Here is a 14,375-nt window from a genome sequence, read left to right as displayed (position 1 = left end):
CTCGTGGACATGACAGAACCCACCGGGCGGTCGCCCGGCGGATTCGCCTATGAATGACGGATGCTCAGCGACCGGGGTCTGGTCGCGCGGCATCTGCCGGCTCGGACTCCTCCGAGTCGTCGGAGTCCTCGGTCTTCTCGGTGCCCTCGGCGTCGGTCGACTCCTCGACCGGCTCCTCGGACTCCGTGGTGGGCGCCTCGCCCGGCGCGTCGAGGGACACCGTCTCCTCGCGCCCGGGGTGACGACGCCCGACAACGATAAACGCAATCAACGCACCGACGCCGACCAGGATCGAGGTCCAGACGTTCAGCCGGAGGCCGAGGACGAGCTCGGCCTCGTCGATGCGCAGCATCTCGATCCACACCCGACCGAGCGTGTAGACGAAGACGTAGAGCCAGAATACCCGACCATGACCCAGCCGGAACCGACGGTCCAGGTAGATCAGGAGCAGGGCAGCGGCGATGTTCCAGACCATCTCGTAGAGGAACGTCGGGTGGAACAAGGTACCCGGCGGGTAGCCGGCGGCGGCGGCGACCGAGTCGTCCACCCGCAGGCCCCAGGGCAGCGTCGTGGGCGAGCCGAACAGCTCCTGGTTGAACCAGTTGCCGAGGCGGCCGACGGCCTGCGCGAGCAGCAGCCCGGGCGCGAGAGCATCGGCGAACGCGGGGAAGCTCACGCGCTGGCGGCGGCACCCGATGTACGCGCCCACGGCACCGAGCGCGACCGCGCCCCAGATGCCGAGGCCGCCCTCCCACACGTAGAGCGCGCGGACGGGGTCGCCGTTCGGTCCCCAGTACGGGTCCGGCGTCGAGAACACGTGGTACAGCCGACCCCCGACGATCCCGAAGGGAACCGCCCAGAAGGCGATCTCCAGGACGTCGTCCGCCTCTCCCCCGCGCTCCACCCAGCGGCGCCGCGTGAGCCACAGGGCCACGGCGATGCCCGCGAGGATCGCGAGCGCGTACGCGCGGATCGGGAACGGACCGAGGTACCACGTGTGCTGCGGGGGGCTCGGGATCGCGGCGGGCAGGGCCCCCGCGGCCTCCACGAGCTGCCCGACGGCGAGCGCGGCGCTCATGCGACCACCTCTCCGGACGTCGTCGCGGCCGGGACGTCGTCGCCGGCCCCCTCCCTGCCCGTGCGGACGCCGGCGGCCAGCGCGGACGCGACCTGCTCGAGGGCGGCGATCCGCTCGTCCCACGGGGCGTCCGCCAGCAGAGGGCGGACGAACGCGGAGCCGACGATGACGCCGTCGGCGTAGCGCCCCACCTCGGCGGCCTGCTCGCCCGTGGAGACGCCGAGCCCGACGCACACGAGGTCGGCCCCGGCGGCGCGCGTGTCGGCGACGAGCCGTGCCGCCTGCGGCCCGACGGCCGCCCGCACTCCCGTGACGCCCATCGTCGAGGCGGCGTAGACGAACCCGCGCGACGCGCGCGCGGTGAGCCGCAGCCGCTCGGCCGTCGAGCTCGGCGCGACGAGGAAGACGCGGTCGAGCCCGTGCGCCTCCGAGGCGTCCAGCCACGGACGGCCCTCGTCGGGGACGAGGTCGGGCGTGATGAGCCCGGCGCCCCCGGCGGCGGCGAGGTCGCGCGCGAACGCGTCGACGCCGTACCGCAGCACCGGGTTCCAGTAGGTCATGACGAGGACGGGGACCCGCCCGCCCGTCCGCTCCGTGACGGCGGCGACGACGCGGAACACGTCCGCGACGCGGACGCCGGCGTCGAGCGCGGTCTGGGCGGCGGCCTGGATGACCGGTCCGTCCATCACCGGGTCGGTGTACGGGATGCCGAGCTCCAGCACGTCGACGCCCGAGTCGACGAGCGCGAGCGCCGCCTCGATCGAGCGGTCGACGGTCGGGAACCCGACCGGCAGGTAGCCCACGAGCCCGGCACGGCCCTCCGCGCGGAGCTCGAGCAGGCGACGCGCCGTGACCGACGTCGTCCCTGCGACCGGTGCCCCGGGGGCGTCCTTGGTCTGCGCCGCGCTCACAGCTGTCCCTCCGTGCCCGTCGCCGTCTCGGCGATCGCGTCGTCGTCCACGAGGTCGAACCACCGGGCGGCGGTCGCGACGTCCTTGTCCCCGCGCCCCGAGAGGTTCACCAGGATCACGTGGTCCGTGCGACCGGCCTCGGCAGCCCTGCGACCGATCCGCAGCGCGCCCGCGAGCGCGTGCGCCGACTCGATCGCGGGGATGATGCCCTCCGTGCGGCACAGCAGCCGGAACGCGTCCATCGCCTCGGTGTCGGTCACGGGCTCGTAGGTCGCGCGACCGAGGTCGTGCAGCCACGAGTGCGCCGGGCCGACGCTCGGGTAGTCCAGCCCCGCCGAGACGGAGTGGCTCGGGAGCGTCTGACCGTCGTCGTCCTGGAGCAGGTACGAGCGCGCGCCGTGCAGGACGCCCGGGGCTCCTCCGCTGAAGCGGGCCGCGTGCCGGCCGGTCTCCACGCCCTCGCCCCCGGCCTCGAAGCCGTAGAGCTCGACGCCCTCGTCGTCGAGGAACGCGTTGAACAGGCCGAGCGCGTTGGAGCCACCGCCGACGCACGCCGCGAGCGCGTCCGGCAGCCGCCCGATGCGGTCGAGGATCTGCGTGCGCGCCTCCTCGCCGATGACACGGTGGAACTCGCGCACCATCTCGGGGAACGGGTGCGGGCCCGTGACCGTGCCCAGGAGGTAGTGGGTCGTGTCGACGTTCGCGACCCAGTCGCGCAGCGCCTCGTTGATCGCGTCCTTGAGCGTGCGCTGCCCGATCGTCACGGGGACGACCTGGGCACCGAGCAGGCGCATCCGGGCCACGTTGAGCGCCTGGCGTCGCGTGTCCTCCTCGCCCATGTACACGACGCACTCGAGGTCGAGCAGGGCCGCGGCCGTCGCCGTCGCGACGCCGTGCTGGCCCGCCCCGGTCTCGGCGATCACGCGGGTCTTGCCCATCCGCTTGACGAGCAGCGCCTGGCCGAGCACGTTGTTGATCTTGTGCGAGCCGGTGTGGTTGAGGTCCTCGCGCTTGAGGAAGACGCGCGAGCCGCCCGCGTGCTGCGCGAAGCGTGGCACCTCGGTGAGCGGGCTGGGGCGCCCGGTGTACTCGCGCTGGAGACGCGCGAGCTCGTTCACGAACGCCGGGTCGTCGAGCGCCTTGCGGTACTCGGTCTCCAGCTCGTCCAGCGCGGCGATGAGCGCCTCGGGGACGAAGCGTCCGCCGAACTCGCCGAAGTAGGGACCCTCCTGGGTCGCGAGGGAGCGCGTCAGGTCGGCGCGCACGGAGTGCTCGGCACTGCGGGGGGTGGTCGAAGACGTCGAGTCGGGCACGGGGCCGGTCCTCCTGCGTGGTGGGGTGTGCTGGGCCGGGGCGCGGCGCCTGCGGCGTGACGGACGGAGCCGTCGTGCCTCAGGGCCGCACGGACCACAGCGACGGGTGCGACCCGGCCGCGACGAGGTCCGCGACGGACGCGCGCGGGGCGTCGTCGGTCACGAGCGCCTCGCCGACGAGCACCGCGTGCGCACCGGAGCGGGCGTAGTCCATGACGTCGTGCGGACCGCGCACGCCGGACTCGGCGACGCGGACGACCTCGTCCGGGATGGCGGGTGCGAGGCGCGCGAACGTCGTGCGGTCGACGTCGAGGGTCTTGAGGTCGCGCGAGTTCACGCCCACGACCCGCGCACCGGCGTCGAGAGCGCGCGAGACCTCGTCCAGCGTGTGCACCTCGACGAGCGCGGTCATGCCGAGCGAGTGGACGCGCTCGACGAGCGACGTGAGGACCGTCTGCTCGAGCGCGGCGACGATGAGGAGCACGATGTCCGCGCCGTGCGCGCGCGCCTCCCACACCTGGTACGGCGTCACGACGAAGTCCTTGCGGAGCACGGGGACGTCGACCCGGGCGCGCACCGCGTCGAGATCGGCCAGGCTCCCGTTGAAGCGGCGCTGCTCGGTGAGCACGGAGATCGCGGCGGCGCCGCCCTTCTCGTACTCCCCCGCGAGCTCGGCCGGGTCGGAGATCGCCGCGAGCGCGCCCTTGCTCGGGCTCGAGCGCTTCACCTCCGCGATGACCGCCACGGCGTCGTCCGCCTTGAGGCGGCTCACGCACTCCAGCGCACCGGGGACACGGGCGGCACGTTCCTTCAGCTCGTCGAGCGAGGTCGCCGCCTGACGCACCGCGAGATCCTCGCGCACGCCGGCGACGATGTCGTCCAGAACCGTCATCGTGCCACCACTCCCCGTGTCGTCCCGCCCCCCGGCCGGGCCGGTCGGCCGTCGTGCATCCACAGGTTCGGCCGACCCGTTGACAGGGAGGTACCTGCCATCGTAGAGCCGACGCCGAGTGACGATGACCACGGCCCAGCCCCCGAGACGACCGCCGCAAGGCTGCCCGACCGTCTCAGACCGCCACCGGGCCGAGCCACGGGACGAGGGCGGGCACGTTGCGCAGGACGCCGAAGAGCACGAGGATCCCCAGCGAGGCCCACGCGAGCCACGCCGGGAGGCGGGGAGCCGGGCGCCCGCGCCAGGCCCGGACGAGCCACGCGGCCCAGAGCGCCACGAGCAGTGGCGCGACCACGACCCACAGGGGGTTCATGGACCACGCGGCGGCGAGGTCGAGGTGCACCAGGTCGTGCGTGGCCCGCAGGCCGCCGCACCCCGGGCACGCGAGGCCGGTCAGCGCGAGGAGCGGGCAGGTGACGTAGTGCCCCGGGCGGTTCGGGTCGACGGCACCGACGTAGGCCGTGGCCGCGGCGACCAGGACGCCCACCGCGAGCGGGGCCCGCGCCGCGCGCGGGACCCGTCGACGTCGCACGGCCTCGGACGTCACGTGCGCGCCCGTCAGTACTGGTCCGGGATCGTGCCGACCCAGGCGAAGAAGGCGGGGAAGAAGATCAGCAGGAAGACCAGGCCGACCGCGGACAGGCCGATCGCGACCCAGCCGAGGATGATGCCCGCCGTCGCCATGCCGTCGTTGTCCGCCTGCCCCTCCGCGACCGCGCGCTTCGCGGCGTTACCGACGATCACCGCGGGGATGCCGGTGAAGAAGCCACAGCTCAGGACGAACGCGGCGATCCCGAGCACGAGCGACCAGATGGCCAGGCTGTTCTTGGGGTAGTACGGCGGCGCACCGTAGGCGCCGGCCAGGTACGGCTGGCCCGGGTACTGCGGCTGCGCCGGATACTGCTGGCCGGGGTACTGCTGGCCGGGGTACTGCTCACCGGGGTGCTGCTGGCCGGGATACGGCGGCTGCGCCGCGTACGAGGCCCCGGCGGGGTCGCCCCCGGGATGCTGCGGGGAGCCGCCGGGCGCCGACGAGCCGTACGGCGCCTGGGACCCGTCCTGCGGGCCTGCGGGGTCGTACGGGCCGGGGCCCGGCGGCTGCGTCACCGCGCCTGCTTCTGGCCGTAGCCCGCGTTCCGCAGCACGAGCCCACCGATCAGCGCGACGGCCACGACGCCCATGCCGACCCAGAACAGCCAGACGGCGGCGATGACCACCCCGATCGCGGCCACGAGTGCCCCGACCATGATGCCGATCATGGTGAACCAGGCGGCGACGGTGTGACCGTGGTTCGTGGGCGGTGCCGCAGGCGGCAGGTAGGCGATCTCGGTGGTCTGCTGGTTCTCGGCCATGAGGGTCGTGCCTTTCGTCAAGATGTGGTCTGAGCCTATCGGACGGGGCAGGTGCCCGTCCCCCGCGCCGGCGCGCGGGGCGACGACGCGAGGGACGTCCGCGCTGCTCAGCGGTCCGTGGGGTCCTCGCCGCGGGACAGCGCGTCCCAGGCGTCGTGGTCGGTGAGGTCGTCGGGCGCGGCGGGCTCCGCACCCCGGGACGGCTCCTGCCCCTCCTCGGTGGCGGCCGTCCCCGCCGCCGGGGCGGCGGGCGACGTCGCGCCGGACGCACGCTCGTGCCGGGTCGACGCACCGGCCCACGACCGCGAGCCGACGGCGACCCACACCACCGCGAGCACCGTGAGGACGCCGAGCGCCGCGGCGAGCCAGGGCGCGACGGTCAGGTCGACCGGGGCCGTGAGCTCCGTGACCCCCGTCGCGTCCGCGACGGCCGAGCGCGCGCTCGGCTCCGGGTCGAGCGCGACGCCGAGCGCGGAGACGGTCGCGACGACGCCGCTCGCCGCGGCGACGGCGAGGACGACCCACCGGCCGACCCGGCCGACGAGCCCGAGGGCGAGCGCGGCGGCGACGAGCACGAGCGCGGACGCGCTCACGCCCGGGGCGGCCGACGTCCCGGCGACGGGCACCTCGACCTGCGGCTCGAGAGCCGTCGCGCCCGTCGTGCTGAGCCAGGTCGGCACGGCCGTCGCGAGCGTCGCGCCCCCGAGGAGGAGCAGCACCCAGATCGCGGTCCGGCGGCTCGGGCCGCCAGGTCGGCTCATGCCGGCCCTCGCAGCCGCGCGGCGACCTGGACGGCCCGGACCGCGGCGGCCGCCTTGTTGCGCGACTCCGCGTACTCGAGCGCCGGCACCGAGTCGGCGACGATCCCGCCGCCGGCCTGGACGCTCGCCCGCCCGTCGCGGATCAGCGCCGTCCGGATCGCGATGGCCATGTCCATGTTCCCGTCGAAGTCGAAGTACCCCGCCGTCCCACCGTAGATCCCGCGCGACGCGGGCTCGAGCTCGTCGATGAGGGCGATCGCGCGGGGCTTGGGCGCCCCCGAGAGCGTGCCGGCCGGGAACGTCGCCCGGAACGCGTCGAGCGCGGTGGCGCCGTCGCGCAGCGTCCCGACGACCGTCGAGCACAGGTGCATGATGTGGCTGAACCGCTTGGTCGCCATGAACTCGACGACCTCGACCGACGTCGGCTCGCACACCTTGACGAGGTCGTTGCGCGACAGGTCCACGAGCATGATGTGCTCGGCGAGCTCCTTGGGATCCCGGAGGAGCTCCTCGCCGAGCGCCACGTCCTCCTCCGGCGTCGCGCCGCGCGGACGCGATCCGGCGATCGGGAACGTCGTGACGCGGCCGTCCTCGACCTTCACGAGCGTCTCCGGGCTGGACCCGACGACCGCGAAGTCCCGCCCCTCGGCGTCCGTGAGCTGGAAGTAGTACATGTACGGGCTCGGGTTGATCGTCCGCAGCGCGCGGTAGACGTCGAGCGGGTCCGCCGGGCAGTCGAGGTCCAGGCGCTGGGACAGCACCACCTGGAACACCTCGCCCTCGCGGATCGCGTCCTTCCCCGCGACGACCGACGCCTCGAACTCGTCCCGCGTCGAGCGGAACTCGAGCGCGGGCTCGGCGACGTCCGGCGCGACGACCGACGCGACGTGCGCCCCGCCGGCCACCAGGCGCGCCTGCATGGCATCCAGGCGCGTGACGGCGTCCGCGTAGGCCTCGTCGACGCGCTCGTCCGTGTCGTCGAAGTTGATCGCGTTGGCGACGAGCCACACGCTGCCCTCCGCGTGGTCGACGACCGCCAGGTCCGTCGCGAGGCACAGGGTGAGCTCGGGCACGCCCAGCTCGTCGGGCGCGTGCGACGGCAGGGTCGGCTCCCAGTGCCGGATCACGTCCCAGCCGATCGCGCCCGCGAGCCCGCCCGTGAGCGGCGGCAGGCCCTCGACGGCGGGCGTCCGGAGCACGTCGAGGGTCGCCTCCAGCACGTCCACGACGTCCCCCTCCAGCGGGACGCCCGCGGGCACGTCACCGGACCAGACCGCCCGGCCGTCGCGCGCCGTGAGCGTCGCGCGGGACGCGACGCCGACGAACGAGTACCGGGCCCAGCGCCCGTCCGACTCGGCGGACTCCAGGACGAAGGTGCCCGGCCGGCCCTGCGCGAGCGTGCGGTACAGCCCGACGGGCGTGACGTCGTCGGCCAGCAGGCGCCGCACGACCGGGATCACCCGGCGCGACGCGGCCAGCGCGCGGAAGCCGTCGAGCACGGGCCACGTCGCGCCCCACGCGGGACCGCCCGCGGGGACGGTGGTGGCCTCGGCCGGGTCGACGGTCGCGCTCACTGGTTCTCCTCCTCAGGATCGGGATCGGGCGTGGTCGCGGCGTCGGCCGTGCCGGCAGGCAGGTCGCCGACGACGGCGCCCAGGTCGCCCCCGGCCTCGAAGCACGTGCGCGTGCCGGTGTGGCACGCGGCCCCCACCTGGTGCACGCGGACGAGCAGCGCGTCACCGTCGCAGTCGAGGGCGACCGAACGCACGACCTGCACGTGCCCGGACGTGTCGCCCTTGCGCCAGTACTCCTGGCGAGACCGGCTCCAGAACGTCACGCGACCGGTCGTCAGCGTCCGGTGCAGCGCCTCGTCGTCCATCCAGCCGAGCATGAGCACGTCGCCCGTGTCGTGCTGCTGGACGATCGCGGCGACGAGTCCGGCGTCGTCGCGCTTGAGCCGCGCGGCGATCTCGGGGTCGAGCGCAGCGCGGTTCGACGTGTCGGTCGTGGGGCCGGTCGTGGAGTCGGGCACCCGAGAATCCTGCCAGACGCCGGAGCGAGCTCGATCCCCCGTCTCGGCCCCGTCCCACCTCCGTCGCACCAGGTCGAACGCGGCTCAGCGGGTCTGGGAGACCCAGGCGTCGTGCATGCGGGCGTAGACGCCGCCCGCGCGGGCGAGGTCGTCGTGGTGACCGACCTCGACGACGTGGCCCCCGTCCACGACGACGACGAGGTCGGCCGCCTCGGCGGTGGAGAGGCGGTGGGCGATGGTCAGGGTGGAGCGGCCCGCCGTGAGGGACGCGAGGGCGCGGGCGATGCGGACCTCGGTGGCCGGGTCGACGGCGGACGTCGCCTCGTCGAGGACGAGCAGGTCGGCCTCGGCGAGGTACGCGCGCATCAGGGCGACGAGCTGCCGCTCCCCGGCGGACAGCGACTCGCCGCGCTGCCCGACCGGGGAGTCGAGCCCGGCGGGCAGGTCCGCGACCCAGTCGGTGAGCCCGAGCCGCTCGACGGCGGCCTCGATGCGGGCGCGACGCGCGGCGTCAGGCTCCTGCTCGGCGGCGCCGCGCAGGCCGTAGGCGACGTTGTCGGCGAGCGTGCCGTCGAAGAGGAAGCCCTCCTGAGGCACGAGCACGACGCGCTCGCGCAGGGAGTCGACTGCGAGGTCGCGCAGGTCGGTGCCGTCGAGCAGCACGCGGCCGGCCGTCGGGTCCATGAGCCGGGTGACGAGCTTGGCGATCGTCGTCTTGCCGGAGCCGGTCGCGCCGACGACGGCGACGGACGCGCGCGCCGGGAGGTCGAGGTCGACGCCGTGCAGCACCTCCGGGCCGTCGGGGTAGGCGAACCGGACGCCCTCGAGCCGCACGTGGGCAGGGCCGCGCGGGCTGCGCTCCCCCGCGTCCCCCTTGTCGACGACCTCGACGGGCGTCTCCAGGACCGCGAGCACGCGCCGCCAGCCGGCGACGGCGTTCTGGAGCTCGTTGAGGATCTCGGTCGCCATCTGCACGGGACCCGTGAAGAGCTGCACGAGGAAGAGGAACGCGAGGAGCTGGCCGACCGAGACGTCGCCGGCCACGCCGAGGTACGACCCCACGACGACCACGACGGCGAGCACGAGGTTCGCGACGAGCACGCCGCTCGAGAAGACGACGGCGACGAGCTTCTGCGCCCGGACCATGGCGCGCCGGGTCGCGTCGACCGCGGCGTCGATGCGCCGCGCGGTGCGCGCGCCCGCGCCGTACGCGCGGATCGTCTCGGCGCCGACGATCGACTCGGAGATGGCCCCGAGCATCCCGCCGACGCGCGCCCGGACCTGCGTGTACGCGTCGTTCACGCGCGCCTGCGCCGGGCGCAGGACGAGGAACAGCGGGACGAAGCACGCCCAGACCACGAGCGTGAGCTGCCACGAGTAGACGGCCATGAGGATCGTCGCGACGCCGATCTGCAGCACCGAGACCAGCAGCATGATGCCGCCCCACTGGACGAACAGGGAGATCGTGTCGACGTCGCTCGTCACGCGCGAGACGAGCGAGCCGCGCCGCTCGGTGTTCTGCGTGAGGACGGACAGGTCGTGCACGTGCCGGAACGCCCGCACGCGCAGGCCGGCCAGGCCCGCCTCGGTCGAGCGGAACAGCCGGACGTTGACGAAGGCCGAGCACAGGCCCGCGAGGACGATGACGACCGCGGCCACGCCGACGAGCACGGCGACGCGCGTCGTGTCCGGCCCGCCGTCGGCGAGCACCCCGGTGTCGACGGTCTGCTGGACGGTCACCGGGACGACGACGCGGCCCAGCGCGGCCGCGACCGCGAGCCCGAGCGTGACCCAGATGCCGTCGAGGATCTGCGGCGAGACCTGGACGCCTCGGCGCAGGGTGGCGAGGACGCCCAGCGAGCTCGCCGAGGCGATGCGGGCGTCGGCGGCACGACCGGGCGCGTCGGGAGCGGGCACGGCGCTCCGGGCGTCCGTGCGCTCGCTCTGCGTGGTGGTCCGGCTCATTCCTCCAGCGCCCCCGTCTCGACGTGCCGCACGACGTCGTCCTCCTCGATCTCTTCCCGCCGCTCGAGGTCGTCGCTCCGACGGTCCTCGTGGTGCGCCTCCCGGCCGTCCTCGGCCGCCTCGCGCCCCGTGTCGTCCGTGGCGTCGGCACGTTCCTGCTCGCGCCGCTCGGCCTCGCGCGCGTACGCGGTCGCGAGCTCGCGGTACCCGGGGTCGCGGGCGAGCAGCTCGTGGTGCGTGCCGACGTCGACCACGCGGCCGGACTCGACGTGCACGACGACGTCCGCGAGCGCGACGCTCGACATGCGGTAGGCCACCATCACCACGGTCGGGCGGTCCGTCCCCTCACGAGCGAGGCCGGCGAGGATCTGCTGCTCGACGCGCGGGTCCACCGCGGACGTCGCGTCGTCGAGCACGAGCAGGCGCGGGCGCCGCACGAGGGCGCGGGCGATGGCGAGCCGCTGCCGCTGGCCGCCCGAGAGGTTCGCTCCCCGCTCCCCGAGCGGGGCGTCGAGGCCCTCGGGCAGCCGGGCGACGACGTCGTCGACCCGCGCCAGGCGCAGCGCCTCCCAGACCTGGTCGTCGTCCGGTCCGGGGTCGCCGTCGTCGACGAGCGTGACGTTGGCACGGACGGTGTCCTCGAAGACGAACGCCTGCTGCGCGACGAGCGCGACCTGGGCGGTGAGGTCGGCCTCCCGCACGGCGCGCACGTCGGTGCCGTCGAGCAGCACGCGACCGCGCGTCGGGTCGGAGAGCCGGGCGAGCAGGGACACGAGCGTCGTCTTGCCCGCACCCGTCGGGCCGACGACCGCGACCGTGGTGCCCGGCGCGACGTCCAGGTCGACGCCGTCGAGCAGCGTGATCTCCCGACCCCCCGCTCGGACGTCCACGCCGACGCCGTCGAGGCGCACGCCCAGCCCGGACCCGGAGCCGGGAAGCCCACCCGTGCCGGGGCGCAGCACGCCGCCCGCGTCGACGACGCGGCTGATGCGCTCGTACCCGACGAGGGCGCGCGGGAGCTCGCCGAGGACCCAGCCGAAAGCGCGGACGGGGACGGCCATGATCGTGAGCAGGTAGGCGGCGGTGACGATGTCGCCCGCCGCGACGCCGCCCGACGTGAGGCGGACGGTCCCGACGGCCAGCACGAGGAGCGTGCCGAGCGACGGCAGGAGCTCGATGACCGGGTCGAAGAACGCGCGAACGACGCCGACCCGGACGTTCGCGGCGCGCAGCTCGTCGGTGCGCTCGGCGAACCGACGCTCCTCACGGTCCGCCGTCCCGAGCGACGTGACGAGCAGGGCGGCCTCGAAGCTCTCGTGCGCCACGTCCGACACCTCGGCCCGGAGCTGCTGCGCGCGCGTGATGGCGGGCGACATGTAGCGCTGGAACACGATGTTCACGGCGATCGCGAGCGGGATGACGACGAGCGCGGCGCACGCGAGCCAGACGTCCACCCGGAAGAGCATCACCGCGGCGACGCCGATCATGACGACGACACCGAGCGCGAACGGGAGCGGGTTGAACACGCCCGTGGCCGCCTCGACGTCGGAGTTGGCGTTCGACAGGAGCTGGCCCGCGGGGTGCGAGCGGTGCCACGACATGGGCAGGCGCAGGTACTGGCGCGTCACCGCCGTGCGGTGCCGCGCCTGGAGCGCGGCGTACCCGTTGCCGGCGAAGATGCGGCGGGCCGCGACGCTCGCCGCGAGCGAGACGGCGATGCCGGCGAGCACGAGCCCTGCGAGCCAGATGCGGCCGCGTGCGGCCGCGTCGCCCGCGAGCGCCGGGACGACGACCTCGTCCGTCGCGGTGCCGATCGCGCTGCTCACCGCCACGGTGAGCGCCCCGAAGAGCGCGGAGGACCCGATCGCCAGCGCGTAGGTGCGCGGCTCGTCGCGGATGCCGCGGCCCATGAGCGCGAGCGAACGGCGCACGCGCGACCCGGTGAGGGCGTGCGGGCGGCGGACGGTCGGCTCGTCGGGGAGCAGGTCCGGAGGCGGGTCGGGCCGGTCCACCGGGGCCGGCAGGTCGGTCGGGGCGGGCGGGGCGTCGGCGCCGGTGGGGCGCGTCCTGCTGCCGGGCACGGGACGGTCCTCGTCTTTCGTTCAGGGGGTTGCACGATCTTCTCATGCACCCCTGACATGCCCCGACGGAACCCGACGGCGCGACCGGGTCGGCCCCGCAGGGCCGGGCAGCGGGTTCAGCGCACCTCGACGCCCCGCGCGCGCATCGCGTCCTTGACCTGGGCGACCGTCAGCGCACCGAAGTGGAAGACGCTCGCCGCGAGGACGGCGTCCGCCCCGGCGCGTGCCGCGGCCACGAAGTGCTCGGGCGTCCCGGCGCCTCCGCTCGCGACGAGCGGGACCCGGACCTCGGAGCGCACCGCCGCGAGCATCTCGATGTCGAAGCCCGCCGTCGTCCCGTCGGCGTCCATCGAGTTGAGGAGGATCTCACCGGCCCCGAGCTCGGCGGCGCGCGCGGCCCACTCCACGGCGTCGATGCCGGTCCCCCGGCGGCCGCCGTGCGTCGTGACCTCGTACCCGGAGCCCGTGCGCACGTCGCCCGTCGTCCGCCGCGCGTCGACGGACAGGACGAGCACCTGGCTCCCGAAGCGGTCCGCGATCTCGGCGATGAGCTCGGGGCGGGCGATCGCCGCCGTGTTGACCCCGACCTTGTCCGCGCCGGCGCGCAGGAGTCGGTCCACGTCCTCCGCCGAGCGCACGCCGCCACCGACGGTGAGCGGGACGAAGACCTGCTCGGCCGTGCGCCGCACGACGTCGTAGGTCGTCTCCCGGTTCCCCGACGAGGCCGAGACGTCGAGGAACGTCAGCTCGTCGGCGCCCTCGGCGTCGTACCGGGAGGCGAGCTCGACGGGGTCGCCCGCGTCGCGCAGGTTCTCGAAGTTCACGCCCTTGACGACGCGCCCCGCGTCGACGTCGAGGCACGGGATCACGCGGATCGCGACGGTCATGAGGACTCTCCTTGGTCGGCCGGCGCGTCGCCGGTCGTGTCGGTGCCGGTGCCGTCCGGGCCGCCCGAGGCGGCCTCCTCCGCGGTCACCGGGAACTGGGCGTCGAGGATGTCCACGACGTAGACGAGGGTCTCGCCCCCGAGCGGGTTGGCCGTCCCGCCGTAGGCGAGGTCGGGCGGCACGACCAGCAGCACCTGGCTGCCGACCGACTGTTCGAGGAGGCCCTGCTCCCAGCCCTCGATGACCTCGCCGAGGCCCATCATGATCGACGTCGGCGCGGCGCCGTCGGCCCATGTCGAGTCGAACACCTCGCCGTCGGACCAGCGCACGCCCGTGTACCGGACGGTGACGACCTGACCCACCTCGACCTGGCGGCCGTCGCCGCGGATCAGAGGCTGCACGACGAGCCCGGCGGGGGCCGCGGTCTCGGGCGGCACCGTGATGCTCGGCGCCCCGTCGTCGGCGAGCGTCACGGTCGGCAGCCCCTCGACGGGGGCGACCGCCTCGCCCGACGCACGCGTCGGCAGCACGTCCACGACCAGCGCGACGGGGACGCCGTCGTCCTCCTCGAGCCGGAGCAGGCGCGCGCCCACCCTCTGGCCGCGCAGGAGGTCGCGCAGGTCGCGCCCGACCGACTCGTCCGTCAGCGCGCGCCAGCGCGGCGCGTCGGTGTACGTGTTCTGGAGGACCGTCCCGTCGCTCACGTCCTCGGCATAGAGGTTGAGCAGCAGCGGCCCGCCGTCGACGAGCTCGGCGCCCGCGCCCGGCCACACGACCTCCGAGGTCGGCTCGGGGACGTCGAGCGGGGCGCGGTACTGGAGCTCGGGCGGCGCGCCCGACGAGCCGATCACCGCGAGGTCGGTGTTGAGCGGCGTCGGGGTCGCGTCCTCCGGCTCGGTGCACGCGGCGAGGACGAGGGTCGCGACGAGCGCCGCGAGCAGCGCGAGGGCTGCCCGGAGCGCGGGCGCGCGACGGCGGACGGGCCGCGCGCCCCGCTCGGGGCGCCCGGCCGCGAGAGCCAGGTTCGTCACATCAGGTCCTGC

At 74.8% G+C, this 14,375-nt stretch carries 14 protein-coding genes; all 14 read right to left on the bottom strand.

What is annotated here, in order from left to right; all coding sequences use genetic code 11:
• Nucleotides 1-64: 64 nt before the first annotated feature.
• Nucleotides 65-1,078 (bottom strand): prolipoprotein diacylglyceryl transferase, encoded by a 1,014-nt coding sequence (gene lgt / locus JN535_RS06065; RefSeq protein ID WP_205203752.1) that lies wholly within the window; start codon nt 1,076-1,078, stop codon nt 65-67.
• Nucleotides 1,075-1,989 carry a tryptophan synthase subunit alpha gene (gene trpA, locus JN535_RS06060; protein ID WP_205203750.1) on the bottom strand — a complete coding sequence of 305 codons (915 nt, stop codon included), beginning with the start codon at nt 1,987-1,989 and terminating at the stop codon, nt 1,075-1,077. The genes lgt and trpA overlap by 4 nt, the downstream gene beginning before the upstream one ends.
• Nucleotides 1,986-3,254, bottom strand: a complete 1,269-nt coding sequence (trpB, locus tag JN535_RS06055; protein ID WP_307868400.1) for a tryptophan synthase subunit beta — start codon at nt 3,252-3,254, stop codon at nt 1,986-1,988. The genes trpA and trpB overlap by 4 nt, the downstream gene beginning before the upstream one ends.
• Before the next feature lie 127 nt (nt 3,255-3,381).
• On the bottom strand, nt 3,382-4,194 hold the full coding sequence (gene trpC, locus JN535_RS06050) for an indole-3-glycerol phosphate synthase TrpC (protein WP_024840197.1): 813 nt from the start codon (nt 4,192-4,194) through the stop codon (nt 3,382-3,384).
• Between the two features lie 175 nt (nt 4,195-4,369).
• A complete protein-coding gene (locus tag JN535_RS06045) occupies nt 4,370-4,801 on the bottom strand; it encodes a DUF2752 domain-containing protein (RefSeq protein ID WP_205203747.1) in 432 nt (143 codons plus the stop codon).
• 11 nt (nt 4,802-4,812) lie between these two features.
• Nucleotides 4,813-5,361, bottom strand: coding sequence for a DUF4190 domain-containing protein (locus JN535_RS21495; protein ID WP_205203745.1), 549 nt, complete (start codon nt 5,359-5,361; stop codon nt 4,813-4,815).
• Nucleotides 5,358-5,606 carry an HGxxPAAW family protein gene (locus tag JN535_RS06035; RefSeq protein ID WP_205203743.1) on the bottom strand — a complete coding sequence of 83 codons (249 nt, stop codon included), beginning with the start codon at nt 5,604-5,606 and terminating at the stop codon, nt 5,358-5,360. Before JN535_RS06035 ends, JN535_RS21495 begins: the two co-directional genes overlap by 4 nt.
• A 107-nt stretch (nt 5,607-5,713) precedes the next feature.
• Nucleotides 5,714-6,367, bottom strand: a complete 654-nt coding sequence (locus JN535_RS06030) for a Trp biosynthesis-associated membrane protein (protein WP_205203741.1) — start codon at nt 6,365-6,367, stop codon at nt 5,714-5,716.
• A complete protein-coding gene (locus JN535_RS06025) occupies nt 6,364-7,941 on the bottom strand; it encodes an anthranilate synthase component I (protein ID WP_205203739.1) in 1,578 nt (525 codons plus the stop codon). Before JN535_RS06025 ends, JN535_RS06030 begins: the two co-directional genes overlap by 4 nt.
• Complete coding sequence (hisI, locus tag JN535_RS06020; protein WP_205203737.1) at nt 7,938-8,399, bottom strand: phosphoribosyl-AMP cyclohydrolase; 462 nt, start codon at nt 8,397-8,399, stop codon at nt 7,938-7,940. Before hisI ends, JN535_RS06025 begins: the two co-directional genes overlap by 4 nt.
• An 84-nt stretch (nt 8,400-8,483) precedes the next feature.
• Entirely contained in the window at nt 8,484-10,364 is a 1,881-nt protein-coding gene (locus JN535_RS06015; protein WP_205203729.1) for an ABC transporter ATP-binding protein, read from the bottom strand.
• On the bottom strand, nt 10,361-12,274 hold the full coding sequence (locus JN535_RS06010; RefSeq protein WP_205204620.1) for an ABC transporter ATP-binding protein: 1,914 nt from the start codon (nt 12,272-12,274) through the stop codon (nt 10,361-10,363). The genes JN535_RS06015 and JN535_RS06010 overlap by 4 nt, the downstream gene beginning before the upstream one ends.
• Nucleotides 12,275-12,561: 287 nt before the next feature.
• Nucleotides 12,562-13,332, bottom strand: coding sequence for an imidazole glycerol phosphate synthase subunit HisF (gene hisF, locus JN535_RS06005; protein ID WP_205203727.1), 771 nt, complete (start codon nt 13,330-13,332; stop codon nt 12,562-12,564).
• Nucleotides 13,329-14,363: an FKBP-type peptidyl-prolyl cis-trans isomerase gene (locus JN535_RS06000; protein ID WP_307868284.1), complete on the bottom strand. Its 1,035-nt coding sequence runs from the start codon at nt 14,361-14,363 to the stop codon at nt 13,329-13,331. Before JN535_RS06000 ends, hisF begins: the two co-directional genes overlap by 4 nt.
• Nucleotides 14,364-14,375 lie beyond the last annotated feature (12 nt).

Origin of the sequence: Cellulosimicrobium cellulans, assembly GCF_016921195.1 — a bacterium.
In the GTDB taxonomy this organism is placed as follows: Bacteria; Actinomycetota; Actinomycetes; order Actinomycetales; family Cellulomonadaceae; genus Cellulosimicrobium; species Cellulosimicrobium cellulans_F.
Note: the sequence above shows the minus strand (reverse complement) of the source record. Positions and strands in the feature narration are given on the sequence as shown.